This window comes from Rhizobium sp. 01N447_2 (assembly GCF_056399245.1).
Map to the genome: position 1 here is coordinate 1 of NZ_JBFTQY010000008.1, position 19130 is coordinate 19130.

Here is a 19130-nt window from a genome sequence, read left to right on the forward strand (position 1 = left end):
ACCGCGGTCCGATTGTTCTGACATTCTATTCCGGCACATGGTCTCCCGCGTGCAATCACACCGCGGTCCGATTGTTCTGACATTCTATTCCGGCACATGGTCTCCCGCGTGCAATCACGACCTCGTCGCGCTCGACCAGTTGCGCCCGGCGATCAGAGCTCGAGGCGCGGAAGTTCTCGCCATATCGCAACAGACGGCGCCCGAGAACCGCCGGGCGCGCAGCCTCGCCGGCGTCGAAGTTCCGATTCTTGGAGATTTAGGCGGCGAGGTGAGTTTAAAGTTCGGCGTCCGCTGGGTGGTACCGGAACTCTTGCGAAGCTTGCACAAGGCGGGAGGCGTCGACTTGCCCGCATTGAACGGCGAGGAGAGCTGGACGCTACCGATCCCCGCGCGCTTCGTCGTCGATCGAAATGGCGTCATCGTCTACTCGGAGATCAATCCGGATCAAACCCGCCCCTCCGATATGCGGGGCATACTCCCTGTGGTCGACCACTTKCACCGACATCGGCTGGGGTGAGGGGGAATATAGCTGCGTCGTAGACGCATGGAGACCTGCCCAGTTTCCCGAATGCTAGCGTGGACCGGCGTGATATTCCCCGCTGCTATGGAAACCATACGTACCGGTTATTGGAAAAAAGGGACCCTCGCTGCGATCAATGCGCACTGCTGTCACAGATCTCATCAAGCAACACTCGGTGGAGCTGGGACAAATCTCGGTCATTGGTGTGGCGAGTGCGTGTGCGTTTGGCTCAGCGCTCACTCGCGACGAGCTTAGGAGGCATGCATGGCATTGACGTTGAAAATCAACGGCGCACTTCGTGAGGTCGACGTCGACGGCGATATTCCGCTTTTGTGGGTGCTTCGCGACGTACTCGGTATGACTGGGACCAAATTCGGCTGTGGCCAAGCGCTGTGCGGTGCCTGCACCGTCCATCTCGATGGCCAGCCGGTCCGCTCCTGTCAGACTGCGGTCGACAGCGTCGGCGAGAGCGCGATTACCACCATCGAGGCGATCGGAGAGGCGCCGCAGGGGGCGGCCTTGCAGAAAGCGTGGCTGGACCTCGAGGTGGTCCAGTGCGGCTACTGCCAGTCAGGTCAGATCATGTCTGCGGCAGCACTGTTGAAGGACATTCCGAAGCCGACCGATGAGGACATCGACGCTGCCATGTCGGGCAATGTCTGTCGATGCGGCACCTATCAACGCATCCGTGCCGCGATCAAGCACGCCGCGGGAATTTGAGATCATGGACAAGCTAGTTCTAAGAAAACAGAATGGCGATGAAACAGCAATGTCGCGACGCACCTTTATTCATGGCACAGGTTTGCTGCTTGGTTTCGCACTGGTGGGTGCGAGCACCGAGCCCGTCTTCGCCGCAGCTGCGTCTCAGGTGATCGACGACGAGGTTACGGATGCTTTTGCTCCGAACGGTTTTATACGGATCAGCCCGACCGGCGTCGTGACCCTGATCATGCCGATGGTCGAGATGGGTCAAGGGGTTTACACGTCGCTGTCGATGCTTCTGGCCGAAGAAATGGAAGTGAAGCTCGACCAGATCCAGGTTCAACACGCGCCGCCAAACGAGGCGCTTTACGTCAACTCGCTCATAGGCATACAAAATACGGGTGGTTCTGCGTCTGTCCGTGCCTTCTGGACGCCGCTGCGTCAGGCCGGGGCCGTGGCTCGCACTCTCTTGATAGCGGCGGCTGCCAGCCAGTGGAATGTCGATCCTGCGACCTGTCTCGCCGATGATGGTGTCGTTTTCGATTCCTCGGGTTCGAAATATTTGAGCTACGGTGAACTCGCGGAGGCTGCTGCGAAGCTGCCCGTGCCTCCCGCAGCAACGGTAAAATTGAAGGATCCCAAGGATTTCACCCTGATCGGCACGCGCGCTAAGCGCATAGATTCGCCGATCAAGGTCGATGGGCGCGCGCACTACGGCATCGATTCACGACAACCGGGAATGAAGTTTGCCGCGATTGCGATTTCGCCGGTGCTCGGTGGCAAAGCCAATTCGGTCGACGAGAAAGCGGCGCTGGAAGTAAAAGGTGTCCGGCAGGTGGTCAACATCGGTGAAGTTGTTGCCGTCGTGGCGGATCACACAGGCGCAGCGAAAAAGGGGCTCGAAGCCGCCGCCATCACGTGGGACGACGGGCCGAACGGCAAGGTCAATAGCGCCGATATCGTCAAACAATTGGAACACGAATCGCAAAAACCGGGCACGGTTGCCCGTAGCGTCGGTGATGTCGTGAAGGCTCTCGCGGGGGCAGCACAACGGGTTGAGGCGATCTATCAGGTGCCTTTCCTGGCCCATGCGGCGATGGAGCCGATGAACTGTACCGTCCATCTGCAGAAGGATCGTTGCGACATCTGGGTCGGAACACAGGCACCGACGATCACGCAGTCACAGGTGGCCCAGCTCACAGGCTTGCCAAAGGATGCGATCAAAATTCACAACCATCTCATTGGCGGGGGCTTCGGCCGACGACTGGAACCCGATGGTACGATACTCGCGGTCAAGATTGCCAAGCACGTCGATGGTCCGGTGAAGGTGATCTATAGCCGCGAGGAAGACATCCAGCACGATATGTATCGGCCGTATTATCTCGATCGCCTCTCTGCCGGGCTTGATGAGAGCGGCAAGCCGGTTGCTTGGACACATCGGATCGCCGGTTCCTCGGTCATGGCTCGATATTATCCCCCTTATGTGAAAGACGGATTGGACCCCGATGCCGTGGAAGGAGCGGCTGAGCCTCCCTATGCGCTGCCGAACATCCATGTCGACTATGTACGGGTCGAGCCCCAAGGTGTCCGGACATCGTGGTGGCGAGGTGTCGGGCCTACTCACAATATTTTTGTGATCGAAAGCTTCATCGATGAGCTCGCTTATGCGGCGAAGCAAGATCCGGTCGCCTATCGCCAGGGATTGCTTGCTCACAATCCACGGGCGCTTGCTGTCCTGTCGCATGCGGCTGAAAAAGCGGGGTGGGGAACACCACTTCCCCCACGGCATGGCCGAGGGATTTCCGTACAATTCGCATATGGAAGCTACACTTCGCAGGTCGCCGAGGTTGAGGTGGCGCCCGATGGCTCGGTGAAGGTGAAGCGGATCGTCTGTGCGATTGATTGCGGCATGCACGTTAATCCCGACACAATCGAGGCGCAGATTCAGGGTGGAACGCTTTTCGGCCTGACCGCAGCACTTCATGGCTCAATCACGTTCAAGGATGGACGGGTCGAACAGGGCAATTTCGATACCTATCTGCCGATGCGTATCGATGAAGTGCCAGTGGTCGAGACGCATTTGATTCAGAACCTGGAGGCTCCCGGTGGCGTGGGTGAAGCTCCAACAGCTGTTGTCAGCGCCGCAGTGAACAATGCGATCTTTGCCGCCACCGGTAAGCGCCTTCGCAATCTACCGTTCGATACGAATTCACTGCGGTCGTCGTCTTAACGCTTGCCCGTCATTCCCGCGCGCCGCGGCGAGGGATGACGGATCGTGATGCACACCCTTCAGAAGTGTTCGTTGGCTTCGCTTGAAAGTCGTCGCTCTCGGGAGGACGCCTTTCGGGTCCGCAAACGCGAGCCTTTTCCGGAGCGGTCGCGTGGGACCACAATGCGGTGCGGTCGAACTCACGGCCGGTTATCGAAGCGCTTAATTTTCTCCCGAGGATGTAACAATAATCGTTGGTGAGACCAGAAATTCGGTGGTAAAAATGCGTGTAGTTATGCCCACTGATCCTTTGAGAATGGCTTTCCACGCACTAACGGTGCCGGCGGCCGGGCAGTACAGGGCCACTACAGTTATGCAAGAAATTTCAAAAGCGGCTCCGAACCGCGATCTCGTCGAACAGAACGTTTCGCCGCCCGAGGTCTCCAATGTCAGGGCGTCGACCACCGACCTCGACAACTTGATGCAGGCGATCGACATCGATGTCATCGCGCTGATCGAGCTTCTGGTGCCGCGCGGCCATCGAGTCGAAATGGGGAAGATCGACGCACCCGGAATCCATTACAACTTGAGCGGGGTGGGACGTATATCTATCAATGGCGGACCACGAATGCCGTTAAACCCTCATATGCTCATCATCGTGCCGCCAAACACTCCGTTTACCATCGAGGTTGACGGCGGAATCGGCTCGCCGACGCTTATCTCGAAGGACTGTTGGACACGTCGAGGTGGCATCCTCCGTCTCGCAGTCCCGAATGAACGGCCTGAAGTCGTTCAGATCTGCGGTTATTTTACTGCACTCTTTGGTCAGTCGGTGAGGCTGTTTGGCGATTTGCGCGAACCGGTTATCGAGCAGTTCGAGCCGAAGGACAAGATCGATCTGAAGCTTCGCGAAGCTATGGACGAGTTGTTTCAGCAGGAGGTCGGTGTTGGAGCCATGACCTCGTCGCTGCTCAAGCAAGTCCTTGTCTCGTTGTTGCGACGGTCCCTCGGGTCATCCCAACCGTGGACGGAGCGATTCTCGATACTTGCCGACAGGCAGATTACCCGCGCTTTCGCGGATATGGTGGCACGGCCGGGAGCCGCGCATTCGGTTCAAAGCTTGGCACACAATGCAGGATTGAGTCGTTCTGGGTTCATGGCGAGATTCTCGGGGATCTTTGGCCGATCGCCGATGGTTGTCTTGCGAGAATTGAGAATGCGCCAGGCCGCAATCGATTTGACGACGACGGCGACAACGGTCGACGTCATTGCTCGCAATGCAGGATACCAAAGCCGCTCAAGCTTTGTACGAGCTTTCCGACAGGCTTACGAACGAGACCCGAGCGACTATCGCCGTACAGCGACCGGGCGAAAAGCCGCGCAACCTGCGTGAGAACGATGGACGCTCACAAGCAATCTATCCGGGACGGATGCCGTAGAAATGTTCCACTGGAGACTAGCGCGTGGTCTCGGGGCCAAAACCGCCTGCAATATTTCGCTTGAGGTTGAGGGCAGCAAACGCGTAGCCACCCGAAGCGCCATCCACGAAGTGGACGTGATTGGCTTGGGTGGGCGATGGCACAAAGCACGTAAGATTCGCGGCCGACTGTCGATGCGTGCCAAAATAGCATGCACCTCGCCGTTGAGCCTCTTCCAACCGTACGTCTATCGCGTCGGCGAGTTCAGCGGAGCAATCCAGTGTCATGCGCAAGCCGTCATCGTATTTTCGAAAGTCCGTATTCTCCACGAGTTCTCGCCGAAACCGAGCTTCATGAAAGCCACCAATTCGGACGCCCAGGAGGGTCGCCACCCGTGCCACGATCGCGCGCAAGCATTTCGCAGCCCAAGTCGCAAGGGGCGTGTTTCGACTGCCGGTCTTGATAGCATGACCAAGATGGGCGCCGGTCCATGCAGGAAGCGGACCGTTGGCCGGTAATGGATGTAGGCCGGAATCATAGGGGCGGAGCGTCCGCAAGAGTTCCTGTATGAGCTCCATGAACGAAGTCGGATCATCGCGCGGAATGATGATTAGAGACAAGATGACGCCGTGCTTGGCGCTGATCGGAGCAAATTGACACGAAAGGCCTGTGAGGTCGGCTGTTTCGCCGAAGGGCGCACGCGGGACCGCATAACGGCCGTTCTTCAGTTCGCGCTCGGCCCACGCAAGCCCTCCGCCGGCAAACATTGCGTAGGTAACATTCGAAGAGGGCGCGAATCGGGCGACGAGGACGTCCAAATGCCGAGCACGGATGTCCGCTACAGGAATGATTGCCACGCGCAGTACGAGACCTAGTGCGTCCCCGGCCCAGGCTGCCGTTTTTGCAAGCGTGTCTTTGATGATGGACGAATAAGCACCAGGTGCAGCGAAGCTCGCGCCATCTCCTCCAAACGTGAACGGAAATTGAAGGTCGGGGAGTGCGTTGCTGACGGCTGCGAGAACCGCTGCACCGGCCGTATTTACCTCGCGGTAGCGTCCCTGTTGGATAGCTTCGGTCGACTGGCTGACATCAGCGACGGCGATAATCCAGTTATCTGGTAGAGGGCGATATCGATCCAGCTGCGTTACATCATCAAAAGAATCGAAGGGCGCAAGTGCCAGATAGAATTGGTTGTCGACGGGCGCTTGGTCACCGTTTTCCTGAGAAACGACGCCTCCAAAGTCCGGCTCTGATCTAGTCCCCGTCATTTTCATTCCCTTCGGTCCAGTTAGCATCCAGCAAGCTCACTACCAAACGGCACCCTCACTGATCTGCCGCCGGAAGACTCACGAGGGGCACCCGTTATATTCAGCCGACGCGGCTACATCGATGACCCCAAATTTGATCCCGCGTTGGAGATCGAGGTTCTCACACCCATCCTATGGCAACACGTCGATAATCGCCCAAGCAACGCGTCGCTATTTCAACGTCGAAAGGTAGGCAATGACGTCAGCCCTGTCTGCAGCGTCCTTTAACCCTGCATAGGGCATCCTGTTTCCGGGCACCGCCTTCTGGGGAAGTTCCAAAAACCCATCGAGCGACGTGGCATCTCAGATCATTCCCGCATCCTTCATCGCTTTGCTATAGCGGAAGCCGGGAGATGTACCCGCCAGCCGACCAACAATTCCTTCCAGACCCAGACCGACCCGATTCGTCTTATCGGTGGAGTGGCACACCGAGCAGGCCTTGAAGACACTCTTTCCATGCTCCGCATCCTGCGCGTGGCCGACGCTCGCGACCAGACCCGCAAACACCAGCGCCGTGGCGAACGTCCTGATTTTTCTCGTATTCTTCATCTTTAGACCCAATTTTGTCCGCGCGGCTTTCCGTGCGAACGCGCTTGAGAGTTCCCGTTCCCATCAACGACTGAGGACGCGGGATGAGGAGACCAACCCTTTGGCCGACAACCGGAGAGGCGCTGGCAGCGGAGCCCGGTCAGCGCCCCATCAGCCAGCGTGAGGGCTTCCTAGTGCCGCTTCAAATCCTCGACCATCATCGCCGTCGCGTGACGCGCGAGCGCCTGTGTGGGGGCGTTCGTATTGCCACTCGTAATGTTCGGCATGATCGAGGCGTCGATCACCCGAAGGCCGTCGACCCCGCGAACCTTGAGCCCCGCGTCAACCACCGCTCGTGAATCCTGGCCCATCCGGCAGGTACCGACTGGATGCCACATCGTCGTCACTGCGCGCTTCACCCATTCGCCGATCTCGACGTCCGATTGGATACTCGGGCCGGGCTCCATCTCTTCAGCGATCACGGGCGCCAGCGAGGCTTGCGCCATAACCTGGCGGATCGCTCTTACCGCCTCTACCGCAGCCTTCAAGTCTTCCTCTTCACCCATGAAGTTCGGGTTGATAAGGGGCATCGACATCGGGTCGCTGTTGGCCAGCCGCACCCAGCCGCGGCTCTTGGGCTGCAGCACTACAAGTTCGAATGTGATGCCCGAACGATCCCCTGCCGGGCCGAGCTGCTCATTCAAGATAATCGGTGCGTGATAGCATTGGATCGTGGGCGCAGCGGAAAAATCGGATGGATTCCAATGAGTAACCGTCTCTATGCCGTTGCCCGACGCGGGACCGTCCTTGGTGACGAGATAACGCAACCCCGCCTTCAGAGTGCCGAGGCCATGCGCGGCGCCCTGGTAACCGAGATCACCCTTTACATAAGCACGAACGGGCACCATCGGGTGGTCATGGAGATTTTCCCCCACGTCAGGAGAATCGACTATCACCGCAATACCATGCTGGGCAAGCTGTTCGGCCGGTCCGATGCCCGAGTGCATAAGGATGGTCGGGCTATGGACGGTGCCCGCCGACAGCACAACCTCGCCAGCCATGATCGTCTCGGAACCTTGGCCGCGCAGCTCAACGCCGACGGTCCGTTTGTTTTCGATGAGAATCCGAACGACCGTCTTCTCGGTGAGGAGGGTGACGCGGCCGGAGGCGAGGTGTGGACGTAGATAGGCATCGACTGCACTGCACCTGCGCGCGTTTCCGACCGTAGACTGTACCGGCGAGACGCCGATCTGGCTCTTGCCGTTATAATCCGGGTTGAAAGGAACCCCATACTCTTGGAAAGCCTTGAGGCAATATTGATTCAGTTTGTTGATACCCTTCGGCTGCTGAACCGCCAGACCACCATCAATTCCGTGATAGTCGTCGTGGAACGTATCGTTATCTTCCTGCGCCATGAACACAGGAAGCAGGTCTTCATACGACCATTTGCCGGTTTCCCCGACCGCGCGTTGCCACGCAGCGAAGTCACGCGTCTGACCACGAACGTAACACATTGCATTAATCGAGGAACCGCCGCCGAGCACCTTTGCCGAGCGATAGGCTCGCTTGGTGCCGTGCTGAGGAACCGTTTCGTACGTCCAGACATGCCGATCGTGGACCAACATATTGGCGAAGCCGGCCGGAATGTGGATGAATGGATCGCGATCAGTGTCGCCCGCTTCGATCAAGGCGATCGATGCATCGGTGTGTTCGGCAAGGTAACTCGCGACGACGCAGCCGGCTGCGCCCGCTCCGACGATGACGATATCGTAGGCTTCCTGGGACATAAGTGTCGTTCTCTTTCGCGTCATTTAAAGTGTTCAATCAACACGCAGGGCTGGAGCAGCATCGATCGAGTGCCGGATGCTGAGACTATGGGGCCAGCCCCGGGAAAATGACGCTGCGACGCGAACGAGGGAAATCATCTCTCGTCATGGAGTCTATAGACGGTCGTTATTGTGCGGGGGTCCGCGGCACGGTGGGTACAGGATTGCCACGAACAGAACGCCTCGGAAGCAACGTCGCCGCTCGATGGAGACGTCGAGCTGCTCTCGATTCCGTGGGGAACTGACTGCCGTTTCGCTTTTTTACGTCGACTGGACAACCGGGGCTGGGAGATGATGAAGAAAGGTTGTCGGAGTCATCTTCATTATTTGCCGAAAAGCGAACGAGAACGCTGCGGTGTTGCCGAAACCTATATCTGCTGCGACCTGTGAGATCGTGCGCCCAGCCGAAAGTTGATCAATTGCCAGAGCTATTCTTGCTCGCTGTCGCCAAACCTTGAAAGTCAAACCTGTCTCTGCCGGGAATATCCGACTTATGGTGCGAATCGAAGTTGCCGCGCGAATGGCAAGGTCGCTTGCGCAGAGGTGCATTCGCAGATCCGCTAAGGCCAGATCCGCGACGCGCTTCCCAATCGCGCCTGTCGGCATCGGAAGGAATACCGGAATGTTGGGTGTCTCGATAAGTTCGTGAGGAATCAATCGGGCCGCGAGCTCAGCCTTTTGAGGCGAGACACCATCCTTCACGGCCGACAGGATTAATTCCCGGAGAAGGGGGGGGTTGCCGCGAGGGCGAATATGTAGTCGAGCGGCCTATCTGGTATCCATTCCTGTAGTACCGAGGGGTGCCAGTAGATCATCCGCAATTCGGTATCGGATATCATATCAACCCGGTGAGGCATTCGCGGCGGCACCCAGAGCGCTAGCTGGGGCGGAACAAACCAACGACCGGAGTCTGTATAAACCTGCATCGTTCCTGAAGTTGCAAAAATCACCTGCGCTTCTGCATGCGCGTGCCAATCAACCGTGTCGCCTCGACGGAATGTCCGGCAAAGAACGGCAAAGGGAGGGGAGTCCAAGCCTGGCGTCTCATATATGTCGATTGGCCGCACATCGTTGAGACGCCTATGTATCATCGTTCGACCACCCAGTCGAGCGTCCCGTGGCCTGGATCATTTCGTTTAGGCCATGCTCGGCCGACACCGACTATCGCACTGGCTCAGCGCCCGAAAAAAGAGTCATCGGAGGCGACCATTTCTGTCTTCTGCAAGCGTTCGGAAAACCTCTGGGGCCCTCTTCACCGGGTCGCCACCTCGCGACGCAAACTCTATCTTCTCTCGAAAAATGAGAGACAAAGTCTCTCATTTAGCATATTATCATTGCATTTGAGAGGTGACATTTAGACCACGGAAACCGCCAAGGAAATCAGAAGAAAATCAGAGAAGTGATGAATGACCGACTTACAGCACTGAAACTGTTTGCCCGTGCAGCTCGGGTAGGCAATTTTTCGAGCGCCGGTCGTGAACTCGGTCTCTCTCAGCCTTCAGCTTCACGCCTTATCGCAGCGCTTGAAGCCGATCTTGGCGCGATGCTCTTCAGCCGAACAACCCGAGCGGTGACGCTGACGGACGCCGGAGCAGCCTACCTGATGCGGGTGGAGACGATCCTCGCCGCGCTCGACGAGGCCGATCATGAGGCTCGGGGGACGGGAGAGTTACGCGGGTCGCTCCGCATAGGCACGCCTATCAGCTTCGGGCTCAGAGAAGTCATCCCGCGTCTTCCCACGTTTATGAAACAGCACCCGGAGCTTAAAATCGAGCTACGGGTGACTGACCGCTACCCAGACCTCGTGACTGAGGGCATCGACGTATCGTTCCAGTTCGGCGTCCTTCCAGACTCGAGTTTGACGTTGCGTAAACTTGTCCACTACCCGCGAATACTCACAGCCTCCCCAGACTATTTACGGGAGCGGGGCACGCCCACTATGCCGTCAGACCTCGCAAACCATTCGATGATCATCAGTCCGGCGCATTCATCGTCGACGTTCTCGTTTCGCAAGGACGGTCGCGTCACCTCCGTGCGCGTTGACTGCCAACTCGCTGTCAACATCAACGAAGGCGCCATCGCAAGCGCCATCGCCGGGCTGGGGATCGCCGCGTCGAGCGAAACAAGCGCGCGGCCAGAGCTCGAGGCCGGAGAACTCGTGCAGGTGATGTCCGACTGGGATTTCGGTTCAATGGAAGTCAATGCGGTGTTCGTAACCGGAAAGATCATAAAACCCGCAGCACGCGCGTTCATGGATTTCCTTCTCGCTGAGCTTCGGCGCTGAGGTCGCCGAGCATTCCTCCCAATTATGGATATGATAACTTTACCCGAATGGTGGCTGAATTTAATCTGCGCGCAGCACCGGCCCGAATAGACGCGTCGCTAATATTTCGCAAGAATTCCGATATCGCCACCGGGGGACGAACTAACGGCTGAGATAGACTTCGCTCGATCAAGACCGGACGATTTTGGCAGTTGGCAATGTCGGTTCGCATGACCACCCAAGACACGATGAAAGGACGCTCAGTGGCGCCACAGGACGAGACACCCAGGTTCCGAGAAGTTGTCGTCGCGAGCGACCTCATGAACGATGGCGCGCTGGTTGGCCAGGTTGATGAATCTCAATTCCCGATCGGCGGTCCAGATGGCCTCGGCCACATATCTTCAGGTCCTAATCCTTACGACCTTCTCGGCGCATCTCTCGCGGCATGCACCGCGATGACGGTTCGCTCTCAGGCCCGGCGCCAGAATCTTCCGCTCGAGCGGGTGGAAGTTGCCGTCAGCTTCCACCACGGCGCCCATGGCGGAAGAGATTCTTTCGAGCGCACCCTCGTGCTTGGCGGCGAGCTCGACGTGCAACAGCGCGCATTCTTGCTGGAGGCCGCGAACCTCTGCCCCGTCGGGAAAATTCTTGGCATTAGCGCGGATATTCACACGCGCGCGGATGCCACCATTCGCGACCGCAACGCCTGCCCTTTGGCCAGTTATGAGAATGATCTGGCTGAACTCCAGATCCCGAATATCGATGCGGATTGAGCGTTTGTCTTTCCGTCGATCACTGAACAGGGAAGCTGATGACTATCACGCCCGATGGATTGAAAGTTCCGCGACGGAGACTCTGGGCTGGTGGTGGTCCGGCAGCAGATGAGCTCTCCATCTTCACTGCTCTTGATCACCGCAGCAAGAGGAGAGCCTCTACCGAACACCCCCATTACAGGCTAAAGAAGCGGTCGCCCTCTCGGAAAGTGAGAGAAAAATGGATCGTTTGGAAGCAATGGAATATTTTATCGCTGCGGTTGAGGCCGGGAGTTTCTCCGCGGCGGGGCGGCAGCTGAATGTACCGCTTCCCACGGTCAGCCGTAAGGTCGCCGATCTCGAGGCGCATCTCAATACCCAGCTTCTGGTTCGCTCCACGCGGAAGTTGGCGCTGACAGAGGCGGGAGTTTCCTACCTAGCAGCATGCAGACGCATTCTCGATGATGTCGGCGAAGCCGAGTCCCAGGCCGCTGGAGCGCATAATGTTCCGCGCGGCGGTCTTTCGATCACGGCGCCGATCGTCTTCGGTCGACTTTATGTGGTACCAGTACTGGCCGCGTTCCTAACGAGATTTCCCCAAATAAGCGTCAATTTAACGTTGTCAGATCATACAGTTAACCTGGTCGATGACAACATCGATCTCGCGGTGCGGACCGGGATGTTGTCTGACAGTACGCTCGTCGCCACCAAGCTTGGGGAAATTCGCCGGGTCGTGTGTGGGAGTCCTGCTTATTTTTTCGCTCACGGGACTCCCAAGACGTTGGACGATCTGGCCAATCATATGTGTGTCACCTACACAGCGCTTGCCTCGGGGTCGACCTGGATTTTCAATCCGCGGGACGGCAGGCCGAGCCGCGGTGTCCGTCCTCTGTGCCGATTGAAGATCAATACCGCGGAAGCAGCGATAGACGCCGCCATTGCAGGTGTGGGCGTCACGAACGTCCTCTCATATCAGGTCGTCAACCCCGTCTCTGAGGGGAAGCTCTCGCTCGTCCTCCAGGATTTTGAACCCGAACCGACGCCGGTACATATTATTCACGCGCGACAAGCACTCTTGCCATTGAAAATACGTGTCTTCATCGATTTCGCCGTTTCCTATCTGCGCAAGTCCTTGGACGACGATCTCGCAATGCTGAGATGAAATCGTAGAACTGGCACGACAGGAAAATTGTCTCCTTAGGATGGAATCTTTCGCACTTCGTGCGAGAATATGTCAAACTTGCGTTGCAAAACGAGCTCGCAGTGCCGCCACCCCCCTATTTCGATAATAAACCTGCCGAATCCGGTAAGGATAACCGCAGTGCCACTCCAGGACGAGCTCGATGCCCTTACGGGCAAGTGTTATGAAAATACCCCTCCGCATATCCGGCGCGTCCGTCAGGAAGCTATCGACGAACTGGTTTCTGCAGGCATCGCCGAGAGAGCTATTCATGCAGGAAACCTGGCCCCCGGATTCCGTTTACTCGATCCCGATGGCAGGATGATTTCATCCCATGACCTGTTAAACAATGGCCCAGTACTAATTGCCTTCTATAGGGGGATGGTGCCCGTATTGCAATCTTGATTTGTGCGCGCTCCAGGCTGTCGCGCAGCGGCTCAGGTCGTCAGGTGTGTCGATCGTCGCGATTTCCCAGCAGTCTGCCTATGAGAGCCGCTCAACCGAGCGAATGAGTGGCCTGTCGTTCTCCAGTCTCGTCGACCGTGGAGGGGGCGTCGCTCGCGCGTTTGGCGTGCGTTGGAAGCTGCCCAGGGAATTGTGTGCGACGGAAATGGAAACTGGTCTGGACCTCGCTGCCGTCAATGGCGAGCCGAGCTGGACACTGACGATGCCGGCTCGGTTCTTAGTAAGCAGGGAAGGGATCGTGGAGTACGCGGATATCAGCGCCGACTACACGCGACGCGGCGACCCAGCCGAGCTCTTTCCAGTCCTTACGCAGATTCGCGCACGCGTGGCCCACTGATCCCTCAACACTTTTTAGCTCCAGATTCCAGAAAGCGTGTCCGTCCGTCCATCGATGCCCGCCGTGGGTTTCATCGCGCCTCGACCAGTGGCAACGTGACTTTAGCATATAGCGCCGCGTGATGCTGCATTGCCATCCCGCGTCCTCAATAGTGACATAAATAGGTAACGGTGAACGTACGATGGAACTCCACCAGGTTCGGTACTTTCTAGCTCTTGCAAACACGCTGAATTTCACGCGCGCTGCAGAGATGTGTAGCGTCACGCAACCGGCACTGACCAAGGGCGTGCAAAGGCTGGAGCAGGAACTCGGTGGACAGCTGATCTACCGGGAACGCCAACTCACCCACCTCACTGACCTGGGGAAGGCGGTGCTGCCCATGCTTGAGCGAGCTCTTGCGTCGACGGAAGCCGTCCGACGCCGAGCGCGCGAGTTTCAGCAAAAGGACGTGGCTCCACTAGCGATCGGTCTCGCCCCTTCCATTTCTGCTTCGCTTGTGCTGGAGCCGATCGCTGAAATTCGCAAATTCGTCCCCGGCCTTCATGTCGAGCTTCGAGAAGAGCCATCGAGCCGCCTTGTCGAGCTTTTGTTAGAAGGTGAAGTCAATGTCGCCTTGGTCGGTGATCTCGACGAAAAGCCGGAACGGATCGACGATTGGGCCCTGTTCGAAGAGCGTTACGTCGCCGTTCTTGCCGCGTCGCATGAGCTTGCAGGCCTTCCAGCGATCGGCATCGAAGCGCTTCGCGAAGCCACTATTCTGGGTCGCTCAAACTGCGATGTAGCTCCGAAATTTCAGCGTCTATGCTTTCCCGACGCCCCGCCAAATCACATTCACAGCAGCTGCCGGGACCTGCACCTGCAGCATCTGGCGGCCGCGGGATTCGGAATAGTCCTCGCGCCCGAGCATATGCCCCGGCTCCCCTCTCTAAAGGCGCTTCCGATCGAGGGGGATCCAGTCTGGCGGGAGGTCCGGCTGCTTGCGGTGCAGGGCCGCCGATATTCGCCAGCGCTCGACGCTTTCGTCAAGGTCGCGCGGCTGCGCGACTGGTCCCTTCATTAAAGCCACTCAGAAGTGACCAGGATGTCCGCATGACCACATATATTGCCCATTTCTCGAGATGCCCGGTATGCTGATGACTGTCGAAGTAATGTCTGAACGCTTAACCAAGACCCTGAACCAGGTCCGCAACGACCTTATGGCCGGATTTAGCGACGCCGATCGAGAATCGTACCTCTATCTCGTTAACTGGCTTCGCGAGGCAGAGATCGCGTCGCATGCGTTGCGAGTTGGCGATACAGCGCCCGATTTTCTTCTACCCGATGCGCATGGGCGACTTGTTTCCTCTGAGCAGCTTCGCAGTGAAGGGCCACTCGTCGTTAGCTTCTACCGTGGTGGCTGGTGCCCATTCTGCAACGCGGAACTTCGCGCCCTTCAAACGGTCAAGGCCGAATTTGATAGCCTACAATCGAATCTTGTTGTGCTGTCTGCCGAGACCCGCGACCTACCGAGGCAATTGAAACGTCAGTTGAACCTCGACCTGACGATGCTCGCGGACGTCGACCACGGCGTGGCGATATCCTACGGCGTCCTATTTCGCGTCCCCGAGGAAACCAAGGCGCACTATTCAGGACAAGGTTACGACTTCGGCCAACGGCACGGATCGACCGAATGGATGCTGCCGATCCCGGCGACTTTCGTGATCGACCAAGATGGCATCATCCGAGGCTCCTTCGTTGAGCCGGACTTCACGATCCGCCAGGAACCCTCTGACATCCTCAGCAACATTCGCCTCCTTGGACCTCGGATTAAAGATGAGCCACCAACGGGCGAATGAGCTGGCTGAGAAAAGATTTCCGCTTGCGCACTCTGGCGAATTCTCGCGCAAACAGGCTTGCACGGGCTCCGTTCAAGCCTGAGCAGATCGCGTTCGCGATGGCCGTGTGACGGAAGAAAGAGTGTGTCGGATATGAATGAGGCGACAGTCGCATTCGCGCACGACTCCGCCGATACGAGCTTCGAATGGATCTGAAGGCACTTCCAATCGAGGGCGATCCAGTCTGGCGGGAGGTCCGGCTGCTTGCCGTGCAGGGCCGCCGTTACTCACCCGCGCTCGACGCTTTCGTCAAGGTCGTGCGGCTGCCTGACTGGTCTCCTCACACGGGATCGCCTCTTTCTCGTAGCCACCTCGAAGCGGCCAGCATCGTCGAGTGACGCCTCGCTCCGGCTTCATGAACGCTACGCCCGTCGCCCTTCACTCCTTGAGACGGGGGGCGCGATCGCGAGTGTCATCGGATAAGTGAAGCCATCCCGGTCGCGCGAGTTCTCGCCTGGACGAGCATGCAAGCTTCGTCGCTAGATCCGTGAAATCTCGCACCATGTCGCCGCCTCCTCTTTTCGAGCCTTCCCCGCAGTGCTGCTTGGGTCCTGCATGCATGCCTCAAAATCATCACTCTCCATCCCCGTTTCGACGTGAGAAGACGGCGATCGTACTGCGACGACTGCGTTTTGGACGCTGCTTCGAAGGCATGATTTCGATAGCCAATGGTCATTGGACCATCGAGGTTCCCTCGTCTTATTTTGGGTTGTCTGCAAGGGAATTTGGAAGATGACGACCGACACCATGCAGGTGGGCGATAATGGCAAGCGTTGGGACGGACGTGGCGGCGGAAACGGCTGGCCATGCCTTTCCAGATCCGCCGGAGACGTCTCACCAGACCCGTTCGGGGCAACTTGGCAACCGACAAAATAGCCCAGCAAGAGACGTCGGACGACGCCACCCCTGCAGCACTTTCAGCAAGCGCCAAAGCAGTCTTGCAGATCGAACCATCCCATTAGCCATAGGAAATACCATGACCAACGGAACCACTATGACCAACGCGGTCATCGACTCTATCCTGAAACGGCGCGCGACCAAATACTACGATCCCGCCGCCACCCTGAGCGACGACCAAATCAGCGAACTCGTGCGGATCGGTACCAGTGCGCCGACATCGTTCCACTTGCAGAACTGGCGTTTCATCGCCGTCCGCAGTCCGCAAGCCAAGGCTCGACTGAGTCCGATCGCGTGGAGCCAACCGGCGATCACCGAAGCGGCCGTCACCTTCATCGTCTGCGGCCAACTGGTCGAAACCAACGTGATCCCGGACCGTCTGGCGCCGGTGGTTGAAGCGGGCATTATGCCGGCGCGATTGGTGCCGGAATGGGAAATTCCTGCGCGCGACCTGTACATGGAATACCCGCAGCGCCGGCGCGACGAAGCAGTGCGCACCGCCACCTTTGGTGCCGCGGCGATGATTTATGCAGCCGGGTCGCTCGGCCTGGGTTCCACGCCGATGATCGGTTTCGATGCCGACGCGGTGCACCGCGAGTTCGAGCTGGGTCATGACGAAGTGCCAGTCTTGCTTCTGTCCATCGGGGCTGAGCGTCCTGGGAACTGGCCGCAGAAGCCGCGCCGTCCTGTCGCCGAAGTCCTGGACCTCGTATAAATATATTTGAAACCAATTGCTTACGGAGTTTCTATGTCTAGAATTACAACGCCAAAGCCGGAACTGGTTCCGGCAGATTCGAAACCCACCCTTGATGCATTCACCAAGAATATCGGCTTCACCCCGAATATGCTGGCCAGCTTCGCTCTAAGTCCGATTGCCTTCAACGCATGGGCTACGCTGTTTGGCTCCTTGAGCAAGGCGCTCGACGTGAAGACGCGCGACAGTATCGGCCTTGCAGTTTCCGAAGTGAATGGATGCAACTATTGCCTTACGGTTCACAGCTTCACTGCTGAGCATATGGCCAAACTCCCGGCTGATGAAATCATTCTTGCCCGGAAGGGTCACGCAACCGACCCGAAACGGGACGCCGCCGTGCAGTTTGCCCGCAAAGTGATAGAGACCCGCGGTAAGGTCAGCGATGCGGATGTGAAAACCGTCCGCGATGCCGGCTACACGGATGCAAACGTGATGGAGATCATTGCGCTGGTCGCTTCATACTCCTTGACGAACTTTTTCAACAACGTGTTCGATCCCGACAAGGACTTTCCCGCCGTTACACCGGCCGGTTCGATCTGACGTTCATATGCTCGCATCGGCCATCGCCAGAGATGATTGGGGATGGGCAATKCGAGCGTAACCCCAAGGCCCAGATGCACCCGGAGAAACTCCGCGAGAGGCATCTGGGCTTTGTAGGTGCCACAAAAGTTAGGAAAACTTCGTTTCCTGGGGTGTATTAATTGGACAAGTCACGCAAGGTTGTTGTTGTCACGGGTGCCTCCCAAGGCATCGGCCATGGAGTCGTGGAGGTATTTAGAAAGCTCGACTACCGCATTGTCGCCACTTCGCGGTCGATCAAGCCGTCGGACGACGAAAATGTCCTCAGCATCGCGGGCGACATCGGTGATCCTGCAACCGCTCGGCGGGTCATTTCCGAAGGCGTTGGGCGATTTGGCCGGATCGATACGCTGGTGAACAACGCCGGCATCTACAGAGGAAAGCCTTTCACCGAACATAGCTCCGAAGACTTTGATGCCGTCATGAATGTGAACATGGCGGGTTTCTATCACATCACCCAACTCGCAATTGCCGAAATGGAGAAGCATTCAAGTGGACACGTGGTCAGTGTGACGGCCAGCATCGGTCCCACCGCGATCAGTGGGATCTATTCGGTCTTGGCGGCTATGACGAAGGGTGGCATCAATGCCGCAACGAAATCGCTGGCGATCGAGTATGCGAAGAAAGGCATTCGCGTGAACGCTGTCGCGCCAGGTATCATTAAGACGCCGATGCACGCGCCTGAAACTCACGGCGTGCTGGGAGCTTTTCACCCCATTGGTCGCATGGGCGAAACAAGCGATATTGCCGACGCAATCGTCTTTCTCGACTCGGCACCGTTCATCACGGGGGAGATCCTGCACGTCGACGGCGGATTGGTCGCCGGCCGCTGAGCCGGGTCACTCATCTGTCAGGAAATGCTTGGATAAACGGGCGATAAAGTGGGCCTCCTTGATCTTGTTGCAGACGTCGTCAAGGCAATGCATTCGAGATAAGCATTTCCAGTTCAGGGGTATTTTATGCAGCCGGTCGAGATCAAAGCCATCGACAACGAGGATTTCGATATTTGGCTTCCGTTGTGGAAAGCCTATCAGCAGTTCTATGAAGTAGATATCGAAGAATCCGTTACACTCATGACTTGGGCGCGCTTCCTAGACCCGCTCGAGCCGGTGCATGCGGCACTAGCCGTGGTTGGCGAACAAGCCCTGGGGCTGGTGCACTCGATCTACCATCGATCCACGTGGACGACGGGTGACCACTGTTATCTTCAGGATCTGTTTGTTGCCAATGACGCGCGGGGGAGTGGTATTGGCCGTGCGCTGATCGAACATGTCTATGCTGATGCGAGACACCGCGGGGCATCCCGCGTGTATTGGACGACTCACGAATCCAACCATAGCGCCATGAAACTTTACGAAAGTATCGCCGTTCGTTCAGGTTTCATCCAATACCGAAAAGTATTTGTCTGACGCTCGTGCAGTTCCAACGTCGCGATCCACGCGGCACACCGCCGTATCTCCGCGATATCGGGGAGATAACGATAGAAGCGAGTCCGCCACCAGCTCAGCCTCACGTGATG

At 57.6% G+C, this 19130-nt stretch carries 21 protein-coding genes; 16 read left to right on the forward strand and 5 right to left on the reverse strand.

Going from position 1 to position 19130, the window contains the following annotated elements; translation table 11 throughout:
* The 4 genes from AC1ECN_RS06505 to AC1ECN_RS06520 all read left to right on the forward strand — a co-directional run.
* Positions 1 to 517, forward strand: a 517-nt coding sequence (locus AC1ECN_RS06505; protein ID WP_477952532.1) for a redoxin domain-containing protein, incomplete at its 5' end; no start/stop codon positions are given.
* A gap of 267 nt (positions 518 to 784) precedes the next feature.
* On the forward strand, positions 785 to 1240 hold the full coding sequence (locus AC1ECN_RS06510; RefSeq protein WP_164592878.1) for a (2Fe-2S)-binding protein: 456 nt from the start codon (positions 785 to 787) through the stop codon (positions 1238 to 1240).
* Between the two features lie 4 nt (positions 1241 to 1244).
* Positions 1245 to 3452 (forward strand): xanthine dehydrogenase family protein molybdopterin-binding subunit, encoded by a 2208-nt coding sequence (locus AC1ECN_RS06515; protein ID WP_477952534.1) that lies wholly within the window; start codon positions 1245 to 1247, stop codon positions 3450 to 3452.
* Positions 3453 to 3714: 262 nt separating this feature from the next.
* The gene (locus AC1ECN_RS06520) at positions 3715 to 4824 is read left to right on the forward strand and encodes a helix-turn-helix domain-containing protein (RefSeq protein WP_246729219.1); all 1110 of its coding nucleotides are present in this window, start codon (positions 3715 to 3717) and stop codon (positions 4822 to 4824) included.
* A 63-nt stretch (positions 4825 to 4887) separates the two neighbouring features.
* Here AC1ECN_RS06520 and AC1ECN_RS06525 read toward each other — a convergent pair whose 3' ends face one another.
* The 5 genes from AC1ECN_RS06525 to AC1ECN_RS06545 form a co-directional block, all read right to left on the reverse strand.
* Entirely contained in the window at positions 4888 to 6117 is a 1230-nt protein-coding gene (locus tag AC1ECN_RS06525; protein ID WP_164592882.1) for a DUF3095 domain-containing protein, read from the reverse strand.
* A 342-nt stretch (positions 6118 to 6459) separates the two neighbouring features.
* On the reverse strand, positions 6460 to 6705 hold the full coding sequence (locus AC1ECN_RS06530) for a c-type cytochrome (RefSeq protein WP_477952536.1): 246 nt from the start codon (positions 6703 to 6705) through the stop codon (positions 6460 to 6462).
* A gap of 170 nt (positions 6706 to 6875) precedes the next feature.
* Complete coding sequence (locus tag AC1ECN_RS06535; protein WP_164592884.1) at positions 6876 to 8471, reverse strand: GMC family oxidoreductase; 1596 nt, start codon at positions 8469 to 8471, stop codon at positions 6876 to 6878.
* A gap of 300 nt (positions 8472 to 8771) precedes the next feature.
* Positions 8772 to 9116, reverse strand: a complete 345-nt coding sequence (locus tag AC1ECN_RS06540) for a helix-turn-helix domain-containing protein (RefSeq protein WP_477952606.1) — start codon at positions 9114 to 9116, stop codon at positions 8772 to 8774.
* 107 nt (positions 9117 to 9223) lie between these two features.
* Positions 9224 to 9601 (reverse strand): AraC family ligand binding domain-containing protein, encoded by a 378-nt coding sequence (locus AC1ECN_RS06545; RefSeq protein ID WP_477952537.1) that lies wholly within the window; start codon positions 9599 to 9601, stop codon positions 9224 to 9226.
* Positions 9602 to 9912: 311 nt separating this feature from the next.
* Here AC1ECN_RS06545 and AC1ECN_RS06550 point away from each other — a divergent pair, with 311 nt between their 5' ends.
* The 12 genes from AC1ECN_RS06550 to AC1ECN_RS06605 all read left to right on the forward strand — a co-directional run bounded on the left by AC1ECN_RS06550 (position 9913) and on the right by AC1ECN_RS06605 (position 19020).
* The gene (locus AC1ECN_RS06550; protein WP_477952538.1) at positions 9913 to 10794 is read left to right on the forward strand and encodes a LysR family transcriptional regulator; all 882 of its coding nucleotides are present in this window, start codon (positions 9913 to 9915) and stop codon (positions 10792 to 10794) included.
* A 299-nt stretch (positions 10795 to 11093) separates the two neighbouring features.
* Positions 11094 to 11546 (forward strand): OsmC family protein, encoded by a 453-nt coding sequence (locus AC1ECN_RS06555; protein WP_164592890.1) that lies wholly within the window; start codon positions 11094 to 11096, stop codon positions 11544 to 11546.
* A gap of 220 nt (positions 11547 to 11766) precedes the next feature.
* On the forward strand, positions 11767 to 12687 hold the full coding sequence (locus AC1ECN_RS06560) for a LysR family transcriptional regulator (protein ID WP_164592893.1): 921 nt from the start codon (positions 11767 to 11769) through the stop codon (positions 12685 to 12687).
* 159 nt (positions 12688 to 12846) lie between these two features.
* The gene (locus AC1ECN_RS06565; protein ID WP_477952540.1) at positions 12847 to 13110 is read left to right on the forward strand and encodes a hypothetical protein; all 264 of its coding nucleotides are present in this window, start codon (positions 12847 to 12849) and stop codon (positions 13108 to 13110) included.
* A 1-nt stretch (position 13111) separates the two neighbouring features.
* Positions 13112 to 13507 carry a redoxin domain-containing protein gene (locus tag AC1ECN_RS06570; protein ID WP_477952542.1) on the forward strand — a complete coding sequence of 132 codons (396 nt, stop codon included), beginning with the start codon at positions 13112 to 13114 and terminating at the stop codon, positions 13505 to 13507.
* A 181-nt stretch (positions 13508 to 13688) separates the two neighbouring features.
* Positions 13689 to 14567 carry a LysR family transcriptional regulator gene (locus AC1ECN_RS06575; protein WP_477952543.1) on the forward strand — a complete coding sequence of 293 codons (879 nt, stop codon included), beginning with the start codon at positions 13689 to 13691 and terminating at the stop codon, positions 14565 to 14567.
* Between the two features lie 67 nt (positions 14568 to 14634).
* Positions 14635 to 15342: a peroxiredoxin-like family protein gene (locus AC1ECN_RS06580; protein ID WP_246729222.1), complete on the forward strand. Its 708-nt coding sequence runs from the start codon at positions 14635 to 14637 to the stop codon at positions 15340 to 15342.
* A 185-nt stretch (positions 15343 to 15527) separates the two neighbouring features.
* Complete coding sequence (locus tag AC1ECN_RS06585) at positions 15528 to 15719, forward strand: hypothetical protein (RefSeq protein WP_246729224.1); 192 nt, start codon at positions 15528 to 15530, stop codon at positions 15717 to 15719.
* A gap of 638 nt (positions 15720 to 16357) precedes the next feature.
* Positions 16358 to 16993, forward strand: a complete 636-nt coding sequence (locus AC1ECN_RS06590; protein WP_164592899.1) for a nitroreductase family protein — start codon at positions 16358 to 16360, stop codon at positions 16991 to 16993.
* 33 nt (positions 16994 to 17026) lie between these two features.
* Entirely contained in the window at positions 17027 to 17572 is a 546-nt protein-coding gene (locus AC1ECN_RS06595; protein WP_164593037.1) for a carboxymuconolactone decarboxylase family protein, read from the forward strand.
* Positions 17573 to 17733: 161 nt separating this feature from the next.
* Complete coding sequence (locus tag AC1ECN_RS06600) at positions 17734 to 18444, forward strand: SDR family NAD(P)-dependent oxidoreductase (protein ID WP_164592901.1); 711 nt, start codon at positions 17734 to 17736, stop codon at positions 18442 to 18444.
* A gap of 126 nt (positions 18445 to 18570) precedes the next feature.
* Entirely contained in the window at positions 18571 to 19020 is a 450-nt protein-coding gene (locus AC1ECN_RS06605; protein ID WP_164592903.1) for a GNAT family N-acetyltransferase, read from the forward strand.
* The last annotated feature ends 110 nt before the right edge of the window (positions 19021 to 19130 follow it).